Source organism: Nocardioides sp. Soil774 (genome assembly GCF_001428125.1).
Taxonomy (GTDB): domain Bacteria; phylum Actinomycetota; class Actinomycetes; order Propionibacteriales; family Nocardioidaceae; genus Nocardioides.
This window is the reverse complement of the sequence record NZ_LMSM01000012.1, coordinates 65015-85891: the sequence shown is the minus strand read 5'-3', so window position 1 is coordinate 85891 and position 20877 is coordinate 65015. Positions and strand designations below refer to the sequence as shown.

Sequence of the window (20877 nt, the reverse complement as noted above, 5' to 3'; positions counted from 1 at the left end):
CCGCTGCGCTCCCCCGAACAACGCCGCGGGGACCCCGAGAACTCTGAGCTCCTGCGTCTCGAGGGCGTGCGCAAGTCGTTCGGCGACAACGTCGTCCTGCGCGACGTCGACCTCACCGTCGAGCCCGGCCAGTGCGTCGTGCTCATCGGCGCGTCGGGCTCGGGCAAGTCGACCCTGCTGCGCTGCGTCAACCTGATCGAGGTCGTCGACGACGGCGTCATCACCTTCGAGGGCCGCGACATCACCGACCCCCGCGTCGACGGCGACGAGGTGCGCTCGCGGATGGGGCTGGTCTTCCAGGCCTACAACCTGTTCCCGCACCTCGACGTGATCGGCAACGTCACCCTCGCGCTGCGGCTCGTGCACCACGTCGGTGCCGACGAGGCGCGCTCGCGCGGGCTGGCGATGCTCGAGCGGGTCGGCCTCGCCGACAAGTCCACCGCGCGTCCCGACGACCTCTCCGGCGGCCAGCAGCAGCGGGTGGCCATCGCCCGCGCGCTCGTCGCCAACCCCCGCCTGATGCTCCTCGACGAGGTCACCAGCGCCCTCGACCCCGAGCTCGTGGGCGAGGTCCTCGACCTGCTCGGCGAGCTCAAGGACGAGGGCGTCACGATGGTGCTCAACACCCACGAGATGGGCTTCGCCCGCGAGGTGGCCGACCAGGTCTGCTTCCTCCACGACGGCGAGATCCACGAGCAGGGCACTCCCGAGCAGGTGCTGGGCGACCCGCAGCGCGAGCGCACCCGCGGCTTCCTGTCCCGCATCCGCGCCTGAGCCGGCCGCCCGGCCCGACGCGATTAGTCGGGTGTTGGTGTCGAGGAATAGCCTGAACCGGCTCGTTGGTTGCGCTCGGCAACCGATGGGCACGGATGGTTCGGGACAGGCACGAGACTTCGAGGGGGCGGGCGACACCGGTGGGCAAGGACGCGGAGCTGAGGGGCACCACGACACTCGACGGCTTCCGGGTCCTGTGGGTCGGCGTACGCCGTGAGCCCAAGGTGTTCACCGTCGCCACGCTCGGCGCCGTGCTGTTCGGCGTCCTCACCGTGGCCGACGCGTGGGTGCTCGGCTGGTCGACCCAGCACGTGCTGATCCCGGCGTTCGACAACGGCGAGATCGGCACCGACATGCTGGTGTGGGTCTTCGCGCTCTTCATGGCCGTCGCCATCCTGCGCGCGGCCGGCATCGTCGCCCGGCGCCTCGGCGGCGGGATCATGTACTACCGGATGCAGTCGCACACCCGTCGCGCCGTCACCCGGCAATACCTCGCGCTGCCGATGGAGTGGCACCAGCGCCACCCCACCGGCCAGCTGCTGTCCAACGCCTACTCCGACGTCGAGGCCGCGTGGTCGCCGATCATGCCGCTGCCGATGGCGCTCGGCACGGTCGTGATGATGGCCATCGCCGTCGTGCAGATGTTCCTCGCCGACACGGTCCTGGCCTTCGTCGGCCTGCTCGTCTTCCCGGCGGTCGTCGCGGCCAACCTGCTCTACCAGCACTACTCCTCGCCGCTGATGACCCGCGCCCAGGGCCTGCGCGCCGAGGTCAGCGAGATCGCCCACGAGTCCTTCGACGGGGCGATGGTCGTCAAGACGCTCGGCCGCGAGACCGAGGAGACCGACCGGTTCGGCGCCAAGGCGCGCGAGCTGCGCGACGTCAACATCCGCGCCGGCCGGATCCGCGCGGTCTTCGACCCGGCGCTGGCCAGCCTCCCCGGCCTGGGCGTGCTGGTCGTGCTGGCCGTCGGCGTCGCCCGCGTCACGAGCGGTGCGACCGAGGCAGGCGACGTCGTGACCGTCGCCTACCTGCTCACCATCGTCTCCTTCCCGATCCGCGCCATCGGCTGGCTGCTGGGCGAGTTCCCGCGGTCCGTCGTGGGCTACCGCCGGGCCAAGGCCGTGCTCGACGCGCGCGGCTCGATGGAGTGGGGCGACGCCGAGCTGCCACGCACCGAGCAGGGCGCGCTGCTCCAGCTCGAGGACCTCCACTACTCCTACGACGCCGACTCGCCGCTGCTGCGCGGGGTGGATTTCGACGTACGCCCCGGGCGCACCGTCGCGCTCGTCGGGCCGACCGCGTCGGGCAAGAGCACGCTCACCAGCCTCATGACGCGCCTGGTCGACCCCGACTCCGGCACGGTCCGCGTCGACGGTCGCGACGTCACCGAGCTGCGCAAGGGCCAGCTCTCCGAGAGTGTGTCGCTGGTCCCGCAGACCGCCTTCATGTTCGACGACACCGTGCGTGACAACGTCACCCTCGGCGCCGACGTGACCGACGACGAGGTGTGGGCCGCGCTGCGCACCGCGCAGGCCGACGGCTTCGTCGCCGCACTCCCGGGCGGCCTCGACTCGCTGCTCGGCGAGCGCGGCACCTCGCTGTCGGGCGGGCAGCGACAGCGGCTCTCCCTGGCCCGCGCGCTGGTGCGCCGGCCCCGGCTCCTCATCCTCGACGACGCCACGTCCGCGGTCGACCCCGAGGTCGAGGCCCGCATCCTGGCCTCGCTGCGCGACGACGTCGACGGTTCGGCGGCCTCGCTGGTCGTGGTGGCCTACCGCAAGGCCACGATCTCGCTGGCCGACGAGGTCGTCCACCTCGACGAGGGGCGGGTCGTGGGACGCGGCACCCACGCCGAGCTGCTCGCGAGCAGCCCGGCCTACGCACAGCTCGTCAACGCCTACGAGGTCGACGGCACGCCGCTCGCCTCGTCCACCGGAGTCGACGCAGAGGGGACGACGCGATGAACCCACCCCACGACGTTCTCGTCCTCCTCCGCTTCGCTCCTCCGTCCGACAACGCCGTAGGGACCCCGGAATGAGCGCGACCACGTCGGAGCCCACCTCGGGCACCAAGATGGACTCGGGCGAGGAGATCGGCGCCCTGGCCACCATCCGCCTCGGCATGTTGTACTCGCCCGAGCTGCGCGAGGGCCTCGGCTGGACCCTGGTCCTCGCGGTCATCGCCTCCTGCGGTCAGATCGTCGTGCCGATCGCGGTGCAGCAGACCCTCGACAAGGGGCTCGACGGCCCCGGCGGCCCGCGCTTCGACTACGTCGCCTGGATGGGCGTGCTCGCCGCCTTCGCCATCGTCGTCACCAGCGTCGCGTCCTACGCGATGACGAGCCGGCTCTTCACCACCTCCGAGCACGGCCTGGCCACGCTGCGCACCAAGGCCTTCCGCCACGTGCACGACCTTCCCCTGCTCACCCAGAACACCGAGCGTCGCGGTGCCCTCGTCTCGCGCGTCACCTCCGACGTCGACCAGGTCAGCCAGTTCCTGGTCTTCGGCGGCCTGATCTTCATCGTGAGCATCGGCCAGATGCTGGTCGCGACCGTGCTGATGCTCGTCTACAGCTGGGAGCTCGCCGCGGTCGTCTGGCTGTGCTTCGCGCCCCTGTTCCTCTCGATCCGCTGGTTCCAGAAGAAGCTCTCGGCCGCCTACACCGTGGTGCGCCAGCAGGTCGGCGTCCTCCTCGGCGCCATCTCCGAGCCCGTCGTCGGCGCGGCCGTGGTCCGCACCTACGGCGTCGAGGACCGCACGCAGCGCCGGATCGACACCGCGATCCAGGACTGGCAGGACGCCTACACCCACGCCCAGACCTACACCGTCACCTCGTTCTCCCTCGGCGGCCTGTCCGCGGGCCTGGCCAACGCCGGCGTGATCATCGTCGGCATCCTGCTCGGCTTCACCTCCGACATGACGCCCGGCCGCGTGCTGGCCTTCGCCTTCCTCGTCACCCTCTTCGTCGGCCCGGTGCAGATGGGCACCCAGATCCTCACCGACGCCCAGAACGCCATCGCCAGCTGGCGCCGCGTGCTCGGCATCCTGGAGACCCCCGCCGACCTCGTCGACCCGGGCGCCGACGGCGAGACGCTGCCGCGCGGCCCGATCGACGTGCGTTTCGACCACGTCGGCTTCGCCTACCCCGCCGGTCCGCCGGTCCTGCGCGACATCGACCTCACCATCGAGGCCGGCACCCGCGTCGCGATCGTGGGGGAGACCGGCTCGGGCAAGTCGACCTTCGCCAAGCTCCTCACCCGCCTGATGGACCCGACCGAGGGGTCGGTGCTGCTCGACGGCATCGACGTACGCCGCATCGACGCGCGCTCACTGCGCCGCAGCGTCGTGCTGGTGCCGCAGGAGGGCTTCCTCTTCGACGACACCATCGCCGCCAACGTGCGCTACGGCCGGCTCGGGGCCAGCGAGGACGAGATCCGCGCCTCGGCGCTCGAGCTCGGCATCGACGACTGGCTCTCCGGCCTGCCGCGCGGCCTGCACACGCCGGTCGGCCAGCGCGGGGAGTCGCTCTCGGCCGGTGAGCGCCAGCTCGTCGCGCTGCTGCGCGCGCACCTCGCCGACCCCGACCTGCTGGTCCTCGACGAGGCCACCAGCGCGGTCGACCCGGCCCTGGAGATGCAGATCGGCCGGGCGCTCGAGCGGCTCATGCAGTCGCGCACGTCGGTGACGATCGCGCACCGGCTCTCGACGGCGGAGAGCGCCGACGAGGTGATCGTGGTCGACAAGGGCCGGGTCGTGCAGCGCGGCCCGCACGCCGAGCTGGTCACCCAGGCCGGCAGCGTCTACTCAGGGCTGCACGCGAGCTGGACCGCCCAGCACTCCCACGCCTGAGCGAGGGACCAGGGGGCCGGTCTCAGGAAGCCAGGACCTGGCTGATGAGCAGGTCGGCGTCGAAGAAGTCCGACTCGGTGCCGGCGGGCACCACGGCGACGCTGCGGGAGATGAAGTCGTGGATGTCGGCGGCCCGGGCCATGAGCACCAGGTGGCCGTCGGGGGAGCTGAGCTCGATGCTGACCATGGCGCGGCCGCCCAGGCCCACGGCGGGGGAGATGTGCACGTCGCCCTCGCCGACCGGGCACTCGGTGCCGCGCATCAGCAGGTCGCGGCCGAAGGTCCACACCAGGTCGCCGTCGGAGGTGATGAAGGTCATCGCGACCGCGAACGGGTCGGAGCTGCGATAGGCGAGGACGGTGTCGATCTCGTGGCGCAGGCCGCGGTCGTCCTTGCACTCGACGGTGATGTCCAACGCGACATCGGACAGGATGTGCCCGCTACCGGACGTGTTCATCGTGGCTCCTTCAAGGTGGCCCGGCACGAGATCCCCCGGGTTGCGTTGTTCATGAGACGGCATCCGGCGCCGCGCGTGATGCGAAACGGCAAAATATGACCCGCTCCGGTCCAGACCAGATCTTGACTGTGGCTCATGACGAACTTGACGGTACATGCGATTTGGCTCGCGTGTAGAGGTGTGGACGAGCCCGGTAGGTTGCTTCCATGACAGCGGCAGCCAAGCGCATCGGTCTCGAGGTGGCCGGTTGGGGACTCCTCCTCCTCGGCATCGCCGCCATCCCGCTGCCGGGCCCCGGCCTGCTCGGGGTGTTCGCCGGCCTCTACCTGCTGAGCCAGCAGTACGAGTGGGCCGACAAGCGCGTCGAGCCGGTGAAGATGAAGGCGCTGCTCGGGGCGGCCCAGGGAGTGGAGAGCTGGCCCAAGATCCTCCTGTCCGTCCTGGCCGCCCTCGTGCTGGCCGCGTGCGGCGTGCTGTGGATCCTCGGCCCGGAGCAGCCGTCGTGGTGGCCGTTGCCCGACCTGCTGTGGCTGCCCGGTGGCATCTGGACCGGGATCACCCAGGTCGCGTCGGCGATCTTCGCGCTCGGGTTCATCGCCTACAGCTACCGGCGCTACCACGGCAACGACGAGGAGGTCCGCGCCCTCAAGGAGAGGGTCGACGAGCTCAGCAGCAAGGACTGACCCGATTGCAGGACGGCTCGGTCCATGGGATAACGTTCTGGCGTCGCGGGCGATTGGCGCAGTGGTAGCGCGCTTCGTTCACACCGAAGAGGTCACTGGTTCGAACCCAGTATCGCCCACCACCCCGACCGGTCAGAGGCCCTTGCGAGGGCCTCTTTCCATGTCCGGACCTGCGTCCGGGTCCACCACGACCACGTCGCACGCCGCGTCGGCGAGCACCCGGTCGATGAGGCGGCGGCGCCCACCCGGCGCGCCGGCGCCGAGGACCACGAGGTCGTGGTGGGCCGATGCGCGCACGATCGCAGCCGCGGCGTCGGCGTTCTCCAGGGTGGTCGCGACGCGCGGGGCGTCGGGCACGGAGTCGACGGCACGGCGCACGGCCTCGGCCTGCGCGGCCCGGGCGCTCCAGCGCGGCGCGCAGAAGTGTCCCGGCACCTCGTGGACCAGGGGCGCGTGCTGGGGCGGCCACACGGTCAGCACCTCCACGTCCATGTGGTGCGCGGCCGCATGCCTCAGGCCCCACACCAGCGCGTCCACGCTGGCGTCGGTGCCGTCGACCGCGACCAGGCAGGTGCGTACGTCGTGGTGCGGGCTCGTCGCCACCTGCGTGCCTGCGGTCATCCCACTCCTCCCGGCGCGTCCGTCGTGGTCCACCGTGCCGCCTCGGGCGGCGTACGGGCAGGGACCCGCGACCCGACGTCAGGGGCACTTGGTCCCGACGGGCGGGCGCGGCCGCGCACCGTCTTGACCAGTCCGTCGACCGCCACCACGCCGGCCGGGCCCGCCGCCGCGGCCAGCCAGCCGACGGGCGTCGGCCACGACCCACCCAGCAGGTCGGCGAGTGGGGGAATGCCGAGGAAGGCTGCGAGGAGCAGCATCTCGAAGGCCACGGCCGCCAGCACGAGGCGGTTGCCGGCGGGATTCCTCCGCCACACCGGCGTGGCCGTGCTGCGGCAGGCGAACGCGTTGGCCATCTGGCCGAGGGCGATGGAGGCGAAGGCCGTCCCCGAGGCGATGGCCAGCAGGCCCGCCGACGGCGTCTCCCCCCAGGACCAGCCGGCGTCCACGAGGACCCACGTGAAGGCGCCCATGGACATGACCGCCTCGACCGGTCCCAGCACCGCGAAGGCGCGGAGCAGGAGGCCGCGGTCCACGATCGTGCGTGCCGCCCGGCCCGTCATGATGCCGCGACGCGGCGGCTCGGCTCCGAGCGCGAGCGCCGGGAGCATGTCGGTCCCGATGTCCAGGGCCAGCACCTGGAGCACCGTGATCGCGAGGGGGAAGTGCCCGCCGCTGATGGCCCACAGCGCGAAGGGACTCAGCTCGGCCACGTTGTCGGTGAGGTGGTAGGTGAGGAACCGCCTGACGTTGGCGAAGGTCGCCCGCCCGAGCTCGATCGCACGGACGATCGTCCCGAAGTGGTCGTCCAGCAGGATCAGGTCCGCGCTCTCGCGCGCCACGTCGCTGCCGCTCGCGCCCATCGCGACACCGACGTCGGCCTCGCGCAGCGCCGGGGCGTCGTTGACACCATCACCGGTCATGGCGACCACGTGTCCGCGTCCGCGCAGCGCGGAGGCGATGCGCAGCTTGCCCGCGGGCGTGACCCGGGCGACCACCGCACCGCCGGCGGTGTCGAGGAGCTCGGCGAGCTCGGCGTCGTCCTCCGGGAGCCGGCTGCCGTCGACGACCGCGCCGCCGTCGCGCAGCAGCCCCACCTCGCGGGCGATCGCGGCTGCGGTCGCGGGGTGGTCCCCGGTGACCATCGCCACCCGGATGCCCGCGTCGCGGCAGGCCTGCAGGGCCTGGCCGACGTCGACACGAGGTGGGTCCTCGAGCCCCACGAGGCCGAGCAGCTCGAGGTCGTGCGGCACCTCGTCGGCCTCATCGGTGCACCGACTCTGGGCGACGGCGAGGACCCGGCGACCCACGCCGGTGAGCCGGGTGAGCTCCGCGGACACGGTCTCGGGGACCGACGTGCAGACGCCGAACACCGACTCCGGCGCCCCCAGGACCGCGAGCTCGTCGCCGAGCACCGCCGAGCTCATCATCCGCTCGCTGTCGTAGGGGTGGCGGCGAGCCGGGTCGCCCGCACCCGGGTCGAGGCCCGACCTGAGCGACAGGCAGTGCAGCGCGGCCTCCATCGGGTCACCGTCCGCGCGCCATCGACCGTCGCGGTCCACCACGCGGCCGGCGACGCACGCGGTGGCGGCGCGGGCGATCGCCGCGACCAGGGCCAGCGCCCGGTCGTCGCCGCTCAGGCGCGCCACGGGCTCGTAGCCGTCACCCTCGACCACCACCGTGCCCGCCGTCGTCACCACGTCGACGGCGTTCATGCGGTTCTGGGTGAGCGTCCCGGTCTTGTCGGTGCAGATGAAGGTGGTCGACCCGAGGGTCTCCACCGCGTCGAGCCGCCGGACCAACGCGTGCTGGTCGGCCATCGTCTGCGCCCCGCGTGCGAGCGAGAGGGTCACGGTGGGGAGCAGCCCCTCGGGCACGAGGGCGACCGACACGCCGACCCCGAACAGGAACGCCTGGGTGAGGTCGAAGCCCAGGGCCAGCGCGATCCCTCCCAGCCCCACGCCGGTGAGGGCCGCGATCACGGCGACGATGCGCACCACCCGGTCGAGCTGGGCGGTGAGCGGGCTCCGCGGCCGGGTCGCGGACTCGGCCAGCCGGGAGATGCCGGCGAGGCTGGTCCGGGCGCCGGTCGCCTCCACGACGGCCCTGCCCTCGCCGCTGATGACGAACGTCCCGGCTGCCAGCAGGTCGCCGGCCTCGTGCGGCACCGCCCGGCTCTCGCCCGTGACCATCGACTCGTCCTGCGTGAGGTGGTGCGCGTCGACGAGCCGGGCGTCCGCCCCGATCCGGTCACCGGCCCGCAGGACCACGAGGTCGCCGACGACCAGGTCCGCGACGTCGACGACGACGGCCGCTCCGTCACGGACCACCCGGGTGCCTGCCGGCAGCAGGTCCTTGAGGCGCTCGGTGGAGCGGTCCGCCCGGTGCTCCTGCCAGAACGCGAACACTCCGTTCAGCACCACGATGACCACGATCGCGGCCGCCAGCGACGGCATCCTGGCGAGCAGCGCCAGCCCGGCCGCCACCCAGAGCAACAGGGCCAGCAGGTGCGTGAGCTGGCGTGCCAGCTCGAGCCACGGCCTCGGGCGGGTGGCGGCGGGCAGCACGTTGGGACCGTCGCGCGACAGCCGCCGTGCGGCCTCCTCGCCGGTCAGCCCGCGGTCGTCCACCGCACCACGCTCACCCAAGGTGTCGCCGACCGGCAGGGTCGAACGTCCCGGGCGGGACGGGTCGCGGGTCGCCGATGACCTTCGGCCCTGTGCCGCGCCCGTCGCGGCGACGAGCGTGGGAGGCACGGGGCACGTGCCCGCACACTGACCGCCAGGAGCGCAGATGGACACCATCCGCTGGTTCGAGGACCTGTCCCTCGCCGACGTCGACGCCGCCGGGGGGAAGGGCGCCAACCTGGGCGAGCTGACCCGGGCCGGCTTCCCCGTGCCGCGTGGGTTCGTGGTGACGAGCTCGGCCTACCTGTCGGCTGTCGAGGAGTCCGGTGCGCGCCGACAGCTCGTGGACCTCATGTCCGGCGTCGCGCCCGGCGACCCGGTCGCGTTGGCCGGCGCCGCGGCCCACGCGCAGGACCTGGTCCGCGCGAGCGCCGTCCCGCCGGAGGTCGAGGGCGCCCTCGTGGAGGCCTACCTCCTCCTGGGCGACGAGGTCAGCGTCGCGGTGCGCTCGTCGGGCACCTCCGAGGACGCCGGCGACACGTCGTTCGCCGGGATGAACGCCACCTTCACCAACGTCGTCGGCGCGGCCGCCCTGGTCGAGCGCGTGCGCGACTGCTGGGTCTCGCTCTACGGCGAGCGGGTCGTGGCCTACCGCGCCAACGGCCACCTCACCGACGAGCCCGCGATCGCGGTGGTCGTGCAGGTGATGGTCGCCTCGGAGGTCTCCGGCGTCGTCTTCACCACCGACCCCACCAACCCCGGCGCCGACCGTCTGGTCGTCGAGGCGGTGCTCGGCCAGGGCGAGGCCATCGTCAGCGGCATGGTCGAGCCCGACACCTACGTCGTGCAGCGCAGCGGCCCGCGGATCGCGAGCGTGCGGCTGGGACACCAGGACCGCAAGGTCGTCCGGGGGTCCGACGGCGCCGACGAGGTGGTCGAGCTGTCGGCCGAGGAGGGCGGGGCGCGGATCCTCGACGACGACCGGGTGCTCGAGATCGCCACGCTCGCCCTGGCCGTCGAGGACCACTACGGCGCTCCCCAGGACGTCGAGTGGGCGATCGCGGGTGGGCGCACCTGGCTGGTGCAGTCCCGCCCCATCACGACGCTGGCGGGCCGGCGGTCAGGTGGTGCGGAGGAGCCGGCGGGGGAGCAGCGCGTGCTCGTGCGGGGCCTGGCCGCGTCGAGCGGGCGCGCGGTGGGCGTCGTACGGGTGCTGACAGACCCGTCCCAGCGTGACCTGCTGCTGCCCGGCGAGGTGCTGGTCGCCCCGATGACCAGCCCCGACTGGATGTCGGCCATCCGCCGCGCCTCCGGCCTGGTCACCGACGGTGGCGGCATGACCTGCCACGCCGCGATCGTCGCGCGCGAGGTCGGCGTGCCCTGCGTGGTCGGCACCCGGGACGCCACGACCCGCCTGCGCGACGGGGAGGTCGTCACCGTCGACGGCGCGCTGGGCCTGGTGCTCGAGGGCGCGGACACCACGGCGGTCGCCGCCGGGAGCCGTACGCCGTCCGGAGCCACCGCGGCGGGCGCGGCCGGGGTCGTCGCGGCACCGCCCCCGACCGCGACGCGCCTCTACGTCAACCTCGCGCTGCCCGAGCACGCCGCCGAGGTGGCCGCGATGCCCGTCGACGGAGTCGGCCTGCTGCGGGCGGAGCTCATGGTGGCCGACGCGCTGGACGGTGTGCACCCGCGGCTGCTCCTGCAGCGCGGCCAGCAGCAACGCTTCGTCGACGCGATGACCGAGTCGCTGCTCGTGATCACCCGCGCGTTCGCGCCGCGCCCGGTCGTCTACCGCAGCATCGACTTCCGCACCAACGAGTTCCGCAACCTCGAGGGCGGTGAGGAGTTCGAGCCCCGCGAGGAGAACCCGATGATCGGCTACCGGGGCTGCTACCGCTACGTCCACGAGCCCGACCTGTTCGGACTCGAGCTCGACGTGCTGGGGCGGGTGCGCGCCGAGGCGCCGCACCTGCGCCTGATGCTGCCGTTCGTGCGCACCGCGTGGGAGCTCGAGGCCTGCCTGGACGTCGTGGCAGAGCACCCCACGGCTGCCGGCCTGCCGACGTGGGTGATGGCCGAGGTGCCGTCGGTGGCGTTCTGGATCCCCACCTATGCCCGCATGGGCATCGAGGGCGTGTCGATCGGCAGCAACGACCTCACCCAGCTCGTGCTCGGCGTCGACCGCGACTCCGAGGTGTGCGCGGAGGTGTTCGACGAGGCCGACCCGGCCGTGCTCGACGCCATCGACCGCATCGTCGCGGCGAGCCACGCCTCAGGCATCACCTCCTCGCTGTGCGGGCAGGCGCCCTCGAACCGTCCGGCCTTCGCCGAGCACCTGGTGCGCCGGGGCATCACGTCGATCTCGGTCAACCCCGACGCGGTCGACGCGGTGCGCGCCACGATCGCCGAGGCGGAGTGGCGCCTGGTCCTGGAGGCGGCCGACCCGTCGCGCCGCACCTACGAGGCGCCGCTGGCCCGCCACCCGCTGCGTCACCACTCGCTGCGCGACGGCTGAGTCGCACTAGACTTCGGTGGTGAACACGCCCGCCGTCGCCGCCTACTTCGCGGGCGACCCCAGCAGGACCTACCAGCTCGTGCAGTGGCTGGAGGTCCTCCACGTCCTCGACGAGGTCCACCCGGTCTGCATCGTGCTGCGCGACCCCACCCCGGCACCGGTGGTGGCCGCACGCACCCACCTGCCCGTGCACGTCGCCGAGACCCTGCCGGCGCTCACCGAGCTCTACGCCGGGCTCGACCCCCAGGTCGTGCTCTACTGCAACAACTCACCGCAGAACTTCGACTCCCTGCTCGACGGCCGGCGCCTGCACGTGCACGTCAACCACGGCGAGAGCGACAAGCAGTCGATGGCGAGCAACAACGCCAAGGCCTACGACCGGGTCTTCGTGGCGGGCGAGGCTGCCGTCCAGCGCTACGTCACCGGCCTGCTGGAGTTCGACGCGAGGCGGCTGGTGCGCGTCGGCCGCCCGCAGCTCGACCTGAGCCGCACGCCCCTCGTCGAGCCCAGCCCGCGGCGCACGGTGCTCTACGCGCCGACCTGGGAGGGCGACGCCGACTACAACGACTACACCTCCGTGGACACGCTCGGCGCGTCGATCGTCGAGGCCGTGCTCGCCCTGCCCGACGTCCGTCTCGTCTACAAGCCGCACCCCAAGGTCACCACCAGTCGTACGCCGGTGGTGTCGGCCGGGCACCAGGACGTCCTCCGGCTGCTGGAGGAGGCTGCGCAGGCCGACCCCGGGGCCGGTCACGTGGCCGTCCTCGAGGGCGACATCCTCGCCGTCATGCCCGCCTGCGATGCGATCATCACCGACGTCTCGTCGGTCGGTCTCGACTGGCTCTACCTCCACACCGACCGGCCGGTCTTCCTCACCGACCGCCACGGCGACCTCGACGCCCTGCGCGAGCAGATCCCGATCAGCCGCTGCGCCGACGTCGTCGACCACACGGGCATCGGCGGGCTCACTGACCTGCTTCGGCTGCGCCTGGAGCGCGACGAGCACCAGCTGGCCCGGATGGCGATGCGGCACCACTACTTCGACGAACTGCACGTGGGCGAGAGCACGACGCGCTTCCTGGCCGCCGTGTCCGAGCTGGTCGCGCTGCGCGCACAGCTGCTCGCGGGACCTGAGGGAGCCGCCCACGCCGGCTGAACGGCGTACGAGCTCGCCGCGCTCAGCTGAGGCGGACGAGGAGGAGGGCGACGTCGTCCTCGGGCCGCTGGCCGGTCATGCCCTCGACGAGCCGGTCGGAGAGGTCGTGCAGGTCCGGCGTCCCGGGTGCCAGGTCGTGCAACAGCCCGGCGAGGGCCTCGACGCCGTCGTCGACGTCGCGGTCGCGCCGCTCGACGAGACCGTCGGTGTAGAGCAGCAGCACGGATCCGGGCTCGAGGAACGCGACGCGTTCGGCGCGGGGCGTGTGCGGGTCCAGGCCGAGCAGCAGGTCGTTGTCCTCGACGTCGGCGAGCCGGGTAACGGTGCCGTCGGGGCGCAGCAGCAGCGCGGGTGGGTGCCCGGCGTGCGCCCAGCGCAGCACCACCTCCTCGCCGGCACCGGCTCCCGGGCGCGGGTGCCGCTCGATGCGCGCGACCACGGCGGTGGCGGTGGTCTCGAGCTGCAGCGACTCCATCACCGCGTCCACGCCCGACAGGATCGCCCCCGGCGCGTATCCGCTGTGCACCGCGAGTCCGCGCAGCAGCCCGCGCACCTGCCCCATCGCGGCCGCCGCCTCCACGTCGTGGCCGACCACGTCACCCACGACGACCACCATGTCGTGCCCGCCGGGCCCGCGACCCTCCTGGAGGAACGCGTCGTACCAGTCGCCGCCGACGCGGGCGGCGTCGCCCGCGGGGGAGTAGCGGGTGACGATCTCGAGGTGCTCCGAGGGGGGCGGGGCGGTCAGCATGCTGCGCTGCAGGGCCTCGGACACGTCGCGCTGGGCGGCGTAGAGGCGGGCGTTGTCGAGGGCGAGCGCCGCCCGGGCCCCGATGTCCTCGAGCAGCGACTGGTCGGCGTCGGAGAAGGGCCGTCGGCCGTCGGCGCTGAAGATGCTGACGACCCCGACGATGCGCCCCCGCGCTCGCAGCGGGACGGCCATCGCGGAGACCGGGGCGAGGTCGTGCAGCCGGTCGCGCGCGATGCCCGGCTCCAGCACCGCGGCGACCTTCTCCGTCGCGCCGGACTCCACGCGGACCGAGGTCATCTCGCCGACGGCGCGGGCCAGGTAGGAGGTGTCCGTCATGGCACCGAGGCGGTGCGTGGCGTAGTCGTGGAGCACCTCGGACATCGCCTCGTCGGCGTGCGCCCACGCGACGTCGCGCAGCCCGCGGCGCCAGCTCGAGGCCTGCGGGTCCTCCGCCAGGGTGACCAGGCACCAGTCGCCGAGCTCGGGGACCAGGAGGGTCGCGAGCCGGCTGACCCCTTCGGCGGGGTCGAGCGTGTCGGTGAGCACCTCGGAGACCCGGGCGAGCAACGCCAGGCGGTGCGCCGAGCGGTCCAGGGCGTCCTGGGCGGCCCGGCGGGCCGTGATGTCGACGAAGTAGACCGCCAGGCCCTCGGGGGAGGGCCAGGCGCGGACCTCGTACCACGCGTCGAGGGGCGCGGGGTAGTGCGCCTCGAACGACACCGGCCTCCCGGTGGACGCGGCCTCGCGGTAGTGCGTCTCGAAGGTGCTGCCCACGGCTGCGGGGAAGGCGTCCCAGATGCTCTGCCCGAACAGTCGGGCACGCACCTGCCCGAGCAGCCGCTCGGCCTCGGAGTTGACGTAGGTGAAGCGCCACTCGTCGTCGAGCTGGAAGAAGGCCGACGACATCGACTCCAGCACGCGGCCGATGCGCGCGTCGCCCTCGCGGGCCGTCGTCGTGTCGTGCGCGGCGCCGACGATGCGCACCGCCCGGCCTCCGGGCCGGTCGGCGAGGGCCCGCCCGCGCGCCTCGATCCAGCGCAGGGCGCCGCCGGGGAGGACCATCCGGTACTCGACCTCGAAGTCGCCGCAGGTCGAGATCGCGTGCTCGAGCGCGTGGGTCACGCGAGCGAGGTCGTCAGGGTGCACGGACCGGTTGAACGCCTCGATGGTGCCCCCGAAGGTGGTCTCGTCGAGGCCGAAGAGCTCGAGCAGGCGCCCGTCCCAGCGCAGCGAGCCGCTGACGAGGTCCCACACGAAGGCGCCGACCCCGGCTGCGTCGACCGCCAGACGCCACGCGACGCGGTCGGTCTCGGCGTCCATCGGCGCGCGATGTCGGGGGACCGGCATCTCGACCTGCAGGGCGTCGTCGTGCACCAGTACGTCCTCCGCAGGCGGGTGTGCCCGACCGTCTCGAGGCACAGGGCGCAGCCTGTCACAGGTGCGGGCAGGCCGGAGGTGAAATCCGCGGGGGGCTGGACCAGCACGCGGCTCGGGCCGTGGGTGGGTACCAGCCCGGGGGTAGCGTCGCGGCAGGTGCGCTCGGGACGAAGGGATCGGTATGACCACAGGACTGGCGGCGCGGCGTGCCGTCGCGCGCGGTGCGGTGGGTGACCTCCTGGGCGCCGCGCACCTCGGGCCGACCGTGGCGGTGACCGTGCTGGCCGCGCTGCTGGCCGGGGCGCAGGGCCTGGCCCCCGGCCGCGCGACGCACGTCGTGCTGGCCGTCCTCGCCGGACAGCTCTCGATCGGGTGGAGCAACGACCTCGTCGACCGGGACCGCGACCGCGCCAGCGCGCGGGTCGACAAGCCCCTGGCCGCGGACGCCGCCCCGGTGGGGGCCGTGAAGGTGGCCTGCGGCCTCGCGGTGCTCCTCGCCGTGGTGCTCTCCCTCGCGGTCGGCCTCCTCGCCGGTCTCGTGCACCTGGGCTGCGTGGCCTGCGGGTGGGCCTACAACCTCGGCCTGAAGTCGACCCTGTGGTCGTGGGTGCCCTACGCCGGCGCGTTCGGCGGCCTCACCGTGTTCGTCGCCCTGGCCGACGGAGCGTTGCCGCCGTGGTGGTGGCCGGTGGGGGCCGCGCTGCTGGGCGTCGGTGCCCACCTCGTCAACGTGCTGCCCGACGTCGACGACGACCTCGCCACCGGCGTGCGGGGCCTGCCGCACCGGCTCGGGCCGCGCCGGATCGCGCCTGTCGCCGGCGTCGTGCTGGCGCTCGCCTCGGCGGTCGCGCTGGTCGGGTCGTCCGCGTCCGGCGCGACTGCCGTCGGCGTCGCGGTGCTCGTCACGGTGCTGGTCGTCCTCGTGGTCGCCGCCCGCGGCCGCGTGCCGTTCGTTGCGGCCGTCGCGATCGCGCTGGTCGACGCGACGGTGCTGGTGGCGGTCCGGTGACGACGCCGGAGCAGTGGGACCTCGTGGTCGTCGGCGCCGGTCCGGCCGGGTCGGCCGCTGCGCTGGGCGCGCTCACCGCGGACCCGGCCCTGCGCGTGCTCCTGCTCGACCGGCGCGACTTCCCCCGTGACAAGTCGTGCGGCGACGGGATCGCTCCCCACGTGCTGGACGCGCTCGCCGAGGTGGGGGCCGGCGACGTGGTCGACGACTGGGCGCCGCTGCGCCGCCTCGAGCTCGCCCGCGGCGACGCCCGCGTCGAGGGCACCATGCGCCGTGACGTGCGGGTCGTGCCGCGCCAGGTCTTCGACGCGCGCCTCGTCGAGCGCGCCGTCGCCGCGGGCGCAGTCCTGCGCCGCCACCGCGCGACGTCCGTCACCGGCGACGGCCCGCCCGGCACGCCGGCCCTGGTGTCGGGCACGATCGCCGGGCACGTCGTCGTCGGTGCCGACGGCGCCCACTCGCTCGTGCGCGCCGCCCTGCTCGGTCGGCGCCGCCAGGATCGCGCCATCGCGCTGCGCGGCTACGCCCCCACCCCGCCGGAGCTGCGCGGTCGCCAGGTGATCCGCTACGGCGAGCGGAGCCAGCCGTCGTACGCCTGGGCCTTCGACCGCGGCGACGGCTACGCCAACGTGGGCTACGGCGAGCTGCTGCCGGGTCCCGGCCGGGGCGGGGCGCCGAGCCGGCAGCTCCTCCTCGACCAGCTCGAGGCCCTCATCCCCGGCGCCGCGACAGGCGGCACCGGCTGGCTCGGCCACCACCTCCCGCTCAGCGGCTGGCGCTGGCACCAGCCGTCGGGCCGGGTGCTGCTGGTCGGCGACGCCGCCGGGCTGGTCAACCCGCTGACCGGCGAGGGCATCTACTACGCCGTCGCCACCGGCATCGCGGCCGGCCGCACGGCGGCACGCTGCCTGGCCGAGGGCCGCCCCGAGGCGGCCGGCGACCTGCACCGCCGCGGCGTACGACGCGTGCTCGGCACGCACCTCAAGCACACCTGGACCGCCTCCCGGCTGTCCCGCTCACCTGCCGTCGTCGACGCGGGCATCCGCGCGGCCGCCCGCGACCAGCGGGTCTTCGACACCCTCGTCGAGCTCGGCCTGGGGGACGGCCGCATCGACACCCGCCTCGCGACGGGCCTGGCGCGCAGCCTGGTCCGCGGCACCGACGTGGCCCGGCCACCCTCGATCCGCCCATGATGGAGACACCATGAAGATCCGCACCGTCCGCAGCGCGCTGCCGACCCACTCCCACCCCCAGCACGAGATCACCGAGGCGTTCTCCGAGGTCATCTCCCAGCGCAGCGTCGACCACGCCCTGCTGAGGCGGTTCCACCGCAACGCCGGCGTCGAGCGCCGCCACACCGTGCTGCCGCTCGAGGACTACGCCGACCTGCGCGACTTCGGGCAGACCAACGACCTGTTCATCGAGCACGCCGTCGAGCTCGGCTCGCGCGCGCTGGTCGACGCGCTGAAGGCCGCCGACATGACGCCGTCGGACGTCGACCTCATCGTCACCGCCACGGTCACCGGTCTGGCCGTGCCGTCGCTCGACGCCCGCATCGCCGGGGTGGTGGGCCTGCGCGAGGACGTGCGACGCGTCCCGCTCGTCGGTCTCGGCTGCGTCGCGGGGGCGGCGGGCATCGCGCGCGTCCACGACTACCTGCTGGGGCGCCCCGGCCAGACCGCGGTCCTCGTGGCCGCCGAGCTGTGCTCTCTCACGCTCCAGCGCGACGACGTGTCGGTGCCCAACCTCGTCGCGAGCGGCCTGTTCGGCGACGGTGCCGCGGCCGTCGTGGCGGTGGGTCAGGCCCAGCAAGGTGGCCCGGACGGCGCCGTGCACGTGCTCGACTCGCGCAGCCGGCTCTACCCCGACAGCGAGCGCACGATGGGCTTCGACGTCGCCGCGACCGGCCTGCGGATCGTGCTGGACGCGGCCGTGCCGAGCCTGGTCGAGCGCTACCTGCGCGCCGACGTCGACGTCTTCCTCGCCGACCACGACCTCACCCGCGACGACATCGGGTGGTGGGTGTGCCACCCGGGCGGTCCCAAGGTCATCGAGGCCCTGGAGGCGGCGCTCGAGGTGCCCCGCGACGCGGTCGCCCTCACGTGGGAGTCGCTGGCGGACGTCGGCAACCTCTCGTCGGTCTCGGTGCTCCACGTGCTCGAGAAGACCCTGGCTGAGCGTCCGCCGACGCCCGGCTCCTACGGCATGCTCCTGGCGATGGGTCCCGGCTTCTGCTCCGAGCTGGTGCTGCTGAAGGCCGCGTCGTGACGACGCTGGTCGCCTTCACGGTGCTGGTGGCCCTGGTCGGGCTGGAGCGCCTCGCCGAGCTGGTCGTGTCGAAGCGCAACGCGGACTGGAGCATGGAGCGCGGCGGAGTGGAGTCCGGCCGCGGCCACTACCCCTTCATGGTCGTCCTGCACACCGGCCTGCTCGCCGGAGCTCTGGCCGAGGCGTGGCTGCGCCGGCCCGACGTGCCGTCGCTGCTGGCGTGGTCGATGCTCGCCCTGGTCGTGGCCTCGCAGGCGCTGCGCTGGTGGTGCATCACGACGCTCGGCCCGCGCTGGAACACCCGCGTGATCGTCGTGCCCGGCCTGGCCCCGGTCGCCAGCGGCCCCTACGCGCTGTTCAAGCACCCCAACTACGTCGCGGTCGTCGTCGAGGGCTGCGCCCTGCCGCTCGTGCACGCCGGCTGGATCACCGCAGCGGTCTTCACCGTCCTCAACGCCGGCCTGCTGGCGGTGCGGATCCGCGCCGAGGACGCCGCCCTGGCCACGCTGCCCCCGACCACGGAGGCCGCGCGTGCGTGACCTCGTGGTGGCCGGCGGCGGCCCCGTCGGGATGGCCGCGGCCCTGCACGCGCACCGGGCCGGGCTCGACGTGGTGGTGCGCGAGCCCCGGCCGGGCCCCATCGACAAGGCGTGCGGCGAGGGCCTGATGCCCGGCGCCGTGGCCGAGCTCGCGGCACTGGGGGTGGCACCGCGCGGGCACGACATCGCCGGGATCCGCTACCTCAGCGCCGACGGTGCCGGCCCCGGTGTGTCGGCCCGCTTCGACGCCGGCCCCGGGCGCGGCGTACGACGCACCGTGCTGCACGCCGCGCTCGCCGATCAGCTGGCCGCGGCCGGCGTCCCCGTGGAGGCCCGGCCGGTCCGCGACGTCCGCCCGCGCGCCGACCACGTCGAGGTCGACGGCGAGCGGGCCCGCTACCTCGTGGCCGCCGACGGCCTCCACTCGCCCACGCGTCGCCTGCTCGGGCTCGACGACGACGCCCGTGGTGGCCGTCGCCGCTTCGGGCTGCGGTGCCACGTGCGGCAGCAGCCGTGGTCGCCGTTCGTCGAGGTGCACTGGTCGGCGCACGCCGAGGCCTACGTGACACCCGTCGACGACGACCTCGTCGGCGTCGCGATCCTCACCGACGCAGGCCAGGACTTCGACGACGCCCTGGCCGGCTTCCCGGTGCTGCGCGAGCGCCTGGTGGGCGAGCGCACGCGGGTCCGCGGCGCGGGGCCGCTGCGCCAGCGCGTGCGCGCCCGCGCGAGCGGCCGGGTGCTGCTGGTGGGCGACGCCGCGGGCTACGTCGACGCGCTGACGGGGGAGGGCATCGCCCTCGGGCTCGCGCAGGCGCGTGCCGCCGTGGCGTGCCTGGCCGCGGGCAGGCCCGACCACTACGAGCAGCAGGCCCGCCGGATCGGCCGGCGCCAGGAGGCCCTGACCCACGCCCTGCTCGCGGCCACGGGCCGTCCGGTGGTGCGCCGCCTGCTGGTGCCCGCCGCCGAGCGGCTGCCGTGGGTGTTCTCCACTGCGGTCAACCAGCTCGCCCGGCCGATCGAGGTGCCCGCATGACGCCGGCGGAGTCCGTGGTGCTGCTCGACGAGGCGGGCCGCGCGATCGGCACCGCCGACAAGGCGGAGGTGCACCACGGCGACACCCCGCTCCACCTCGCGTTCTCCTGCTACCTCCTCGACGCAGACGGCGCGGTGCTCGTCACCCGGCGCGCCCTGCACAAGCGCACCTTCCCGGGCGTGTGGACCAACAGCTGCTGCGGCCACCCGGCCCCGGACGAGCCCCTCGACGACGCCGTACGCCGTCGCGTGGCGCACGAGCTCGGCGCCGAGGTCGTCGACCTGCGCCTGGTGCTGCCGCGCTTCCGCTACCGCGCCGAGCAGGACGGGGTCGTGGAGAACGAGATGTGCCCGGTGTACGTCGGCTCGGTGGACGGCGACGTCGCGCCGCACCCCGACGAGGTGGCCGAGGTGCGGTGGGAGCCGTGGGCGGCGTTCCGCGGCGACGTCCTCTCGGGCACGCGCGAGGTGTCGGTGTGGTGCCGCGAGCAGGTCGCGCAGCTGCCGGCCGACCTGGCTGCCGCGCCCGCGGCCTCCTCGGCCGGTCAGTGACCGGCCGGGCCCGCCCCGCCTGCAGTGTGTCCTCGCCTCAGGCGGGGACCGCCTGGGCCTGCAGGGCGGGGGTCTTCTCGACCCGGCGTGCGTGCCGGAGGCCGAGCTGCACCAGGGCCAGCAGGACCAGGCCGCCGATGAAGGCGGCGAGGGCGGCGTAGCCGGCGATCGTGCCGACGGTGGCGAAGGCGTACCCGTAGAGCAGCAGGCCACGCAGCGTGTTGCCCATGAAGAGCGTCTGGCGCAGGCCGGCCAGGGCCTGGCCCTCCTCGCTCGCCTTGGCCTGGTCGTCCAGCGCGAGGAACTCGCCGCTGACCTCCTCGTAGGTGCGACCGTCGCTGGCGGCGTTCATGTGGGCGAGGATGTAGTGGTCGGCGTAGGCGCGGGCCTCGGGGCCGGTGTCGAGCGCGCTGCCGGCGTACTTCTCCAGGGCGCTGGCATCCGCCTTCGGGACGCTGCCGAGGGCGTCACCCTCGGGCATCGTGATGTCCTGCATCGTGAGCTGGTCCTTGACCTGGTCACCGATGAAGACGTTGGCCCAGGTGAGGAGCCCGCCTGCGATGAGGAGCACGACGGCGAGCGCCAGCCCCGTCCAGGAGATCAGCTTGTCGAGTACCACGCGCATGATGTGCCTTCCGTCTGGGGGAGTCTGGGTCGTCTC

17 protein-coding genes and 1 tRNA gene are annotated in these 20877 nt (G+C 73.8%); 13 read left to right on the top strand and 5 right to left on the bottom strand.

Annotation, left to right across the window (positions count from 1 at the left end; genetic code table 11):
• The first annotated feature begins 66 nt into the window (after window positions 1–66).
• From ASG76_RS18245 to ASG76_RS18235, 3 genes are all read left to right on the top strand, one after another.
• On the top strand, window positions 67–774 hold the full coding sequence (locus ASG76_RS18245) for an amino acid ABC transporter ATP-binding protein (protein WP_235529744.1): 708 nt from the start codon (window positions 67–69) through the stop codon (window positions 772–774).
• 140 nt (window positions 775–914) lie between these two features.
• Window positions 915–2741, top strand: a complete 1827-nt coding sequence (locus ASG76_RS18240; protein ID WP_235529742.1) for an ABC transporter ATP-binding protein — start codon at window positions 915–917, stop codon at window positions 2739–2741.
• Window positions 2742–2811: 70 nt separating this feature from the next.
• Window positions 2812–4626, top strand: a complete 1815-nt coding sequence (locus tag ASG76_RS18235) for an ABC transporter ATP-binding protein (RefSeq protein ID WP_056606963.1) — start codon at window positions 2812–2814, stop codon at window positions 4624–4626.
• Window positions 4627–4648: 22 nt separating this feature from the next.
• Here the strand turns inward: ASG76_RS18235 and ASG76_RS18230 are convergent, their stop codons facing one another.
• Window positions 4649–5083 carry an SsgA family sporulation/cell division regulator gene (locus ASG76_RS18230; protein ID WP_056606960.1) on the bottom strand — a complete coding sequence of 145 codons (435 nt, stop codon included), beginning with the start codon at window positions 5081–5083 and terminating at the stop codon, window positions 4649–4651.
• A 206-nt stretch (window positions 5084–5289) separates the two neighbouring features.
• On the opposite strand from ASG76_RS18230, the gene ASG76_RS18225 reads away from it, so the two are divergent.
• Entirely contained in the window at window positions 5290–5766 is a 477-nt protein-coding gene (locus tag ASG76_RS18225; protein WP_056606957.1) for a PGPGW domain-containing protein, read from the top strand.
• 47 nt (window positions 5767–5813) lie between these two features.
• A tRNA-Val gene (locus ASG76_RS18220) sits at window positions 5814–5888 on the top strand.
• 10 nt (window positions 5889–5898) lie between these two features.
• Here the strand turns inward: ASG76_RS18220 and ASG76_RS18215 are convergent.
• Both ASG76_RS18215 and ASG76_RS18210 read right to left on the bottom strand, forming a co-directional pair.
• Window positions 5899–6387 (bottom strand): universal stress protein, encoded by a 489-nt coding sequence (locus ASG76_RS18215; RefSeq protein ID WP_056606954.1) that lies wholly within the window; start codon window positions 6385–6387, stop codon window positions 5899–5901.
• Window positions 6384–9014 (bottom strand): cation-translocating P-type ATPase, encoded by a 2631-nt coding sequence (locus ASG76_RS18210; RefSeq protein WP_200948242.1) that lies wholly within the window; start codon window positions 9012–9014, stop codon window positions 6384–6386. The genes ASG76_RS18215 and ASG76_RS18210 overlap by 4 nt, the downstream gene beginning before the upstream one ends.
• Window positions 9015–9177: 163 nt before the next feature.
• Here ASG76_RS18210 and ppsA point away from each other — a divergent pair, with 163 nt between their 5' ends.
• Window positions 9178–11529, top strand: coding sequence for a phosphoenolpyruvate synthase (ppsA, locus tag ASG76_RS18205; RefSeq protein WP_056606951.1), 2352 nt, complete (start codon window positions 9178–9180; stop codon window positions 11527–11529).
• A 19-nt stretch (window positions 11530–11548) separates the two neighbouring features.
• Window positions 11549–12685: a CDP-glycerol glycerophosphotransferase family protein gene (locus ASG76_RS18200; protein ID WP_157559199.1), complete on the top strand. Its 1137-nt coding sequence runs from the start codon at window positions 11549–11551 to the stop codon at window positions 12683–12685.
• A 22-nt stretch (window positions 12686–12707) separates the two neighbouring features.
• Here ASG76_RS18200 and ASG76_RS18195 read toward each other — a convergent pair whose 3' ends face one another.
• Window positions 12708–14810, bottom strand: a complete 2103-nt coding sequence (locus ASG76_RS18195) for a SpoIIE family protein phosphatase (protein ID WP_200948241.1) — start codon at window positions 14808–14810, stop codon at window positions 12708–12710.
• A gap of 184 nt (window positions 14811–14994) precedes the next feature.
• On the opposite strand from ASG76_RS18195, the gene ASG76_RS18190 reads away from it, so the two are divergent.
• From ASG76_RS18190 to idi, 6 genes are read left to right on the top strand one after another with little or no spacing between them, the layout of a single operon-like run.
• Window positions 14995–15822, top strand: a complete 828-nt coding sequence (locus tag ASG76_RS18190) for a UbiA family prenyltransferase (protein ID WP_056606945.1) — start codon at window positions 14995–14997, stop codon at window positions 15820–15822.
• Window positions 15819–17015, top strand: coding sequence for an NAD(P)/FAD-dependent oxidoreductase (locus tag ASG76_RS18185; RefSeq protein WP_056606942.1), 1197 nt, complete (start codon window positions 15819–15821; stop codon window positions 17013–17015). The genes ASG76_RS18190 and ASG76_RS18185 overlap by 4 nt, the downstream gene beginning before the upstream one ends.
• Window positions 17016–17025: 10 nt before the next feature.
• Window positions 17026–18090 (top strand): type III polyketide synthase, encoded by a 1065-nt coding sequence (locus ASG76_RS18180; protein ID WP_056606940.1) that lies wholly within the window; start codon window positions 17026–17028, stop codon window positions 18088–18090.
• Window positions 18087–18629 carry an isoprenylcysteine carboxyl methyltransferase family protein gene (locus ASG76_RS18175; protein WP_157559198.1) on the top strand — a complete coding sequence of 181 codons (543 nt, stop codon included), beginning with the start codon at window positions 18087–18089 and terminating at the stop codon, window positions 18627–18629. Before ASG76_RS18180 ends, ASG76_RS18175 begins: the two co-directional genes overlap by 4 nt.
• A complete protein-coding gene (locus ASG76_RS18170) occupies window positions 18622–19665 on the top strand; it encodes an NAD(P)/FAD-dependent oxidoreductase (RefSeq protein ID WP_056606937.1) in 1044 nt (347 codons plus the stop codon). The genes ASG76_RS18175 and ASG76_RS18170 overlap by 8 nt, the downstream gene beginning before the upstream one ends.
• A complete protein-coding gene (gene idi, locus ASG76_RS18165; RefSeq protein WP_056606935.1) occupies window positions 19662–20216 on the top strand; it encodes an isopentenyl-diphosphate Delta-isomerase in 555 nt (184 codons plus the stop codon). Before ASG76_RS18170 ends, idi begins: the two co-directional genes overlap by 4 nt.
• 37 nt (window positions 20217–20253) lie before the next feature.
• On the opposite strand, the gene ASG76_RS18160 is transcribed toward idi, so the two are convergent.
• Window positions 20254–20841, bottom strand: coding sequence for a hypothetical protein (locus ASG76_RS18160; protein WP_056606933.1), 588 nt, complete (start codon window positions 20839–20841; stop codon window positions 20254–20256).
• Window positions 20842–20877 lie beyond the last annotated feature (36 nt).

Coding starts and splice junctions, on each gene's coding strand:
- ASG76_RS18235 (WP_056606963.1), top strand. CDS start 2,812: ATGAGCGCGACCACGTCGGAGCCCACCTCGGGCACCAAGATGGACTCG.
- ASG76_RS18230 (WP_056606960.1), bottom strand. CDS start 5,083: ATGAACACGTCCGGTAGCGGGCACATCCTGTCCGATGTCGCGTTGGAC.
- ASG76_RS18225 (WP_056606957.1), top strand. CDS start 5,290: ATGACAGCGGCAGCCAAGCGCATCGGTCTCGAGGTGGCCGGTTGGGGA.
- ASG76_RS18215 (WP_056606954.1), bottom strand. CDS start 6,387: ATGACCGCAGGCACGCAGGTGGCGACGAGCCCGCACCACGACGTACGC.
- ppsA (WP_056606951.1), top strand. CDS start 9,178: ATGGACACCATCCGCTGGTTCGAGGACCTGTCCCTCGCCGACGTCGAC.
- ASG76_RS18190 (WP_056606945.1), top strand. CDS start 14,995: ATGACCACAGGACTGGCGGCGCGGCGTGCCGTCGCGCGCGGTGCGGTG.
- ASG76_RS18180 (WP_056606940.1), top strand. CDS start 17,026: ATGAAGATCCGCACCGTCCGCAGCGCGCTGCCGACCCACTCCCACCCC.
- idi (WP_056606935.1), top strand. CDS start 19,662: ATGACGCCGGCGGAGTCCGTGGTGCTGCTCGACGAGGCGGGCCGCGCG.
- ASG76_RS18160 (WP_056606933.1), bottom strand. CDS start 20,841: ATGCGCGTGGTACTCGACAAGCTGATCTCCTGGACGGGGCTGGCGCTC.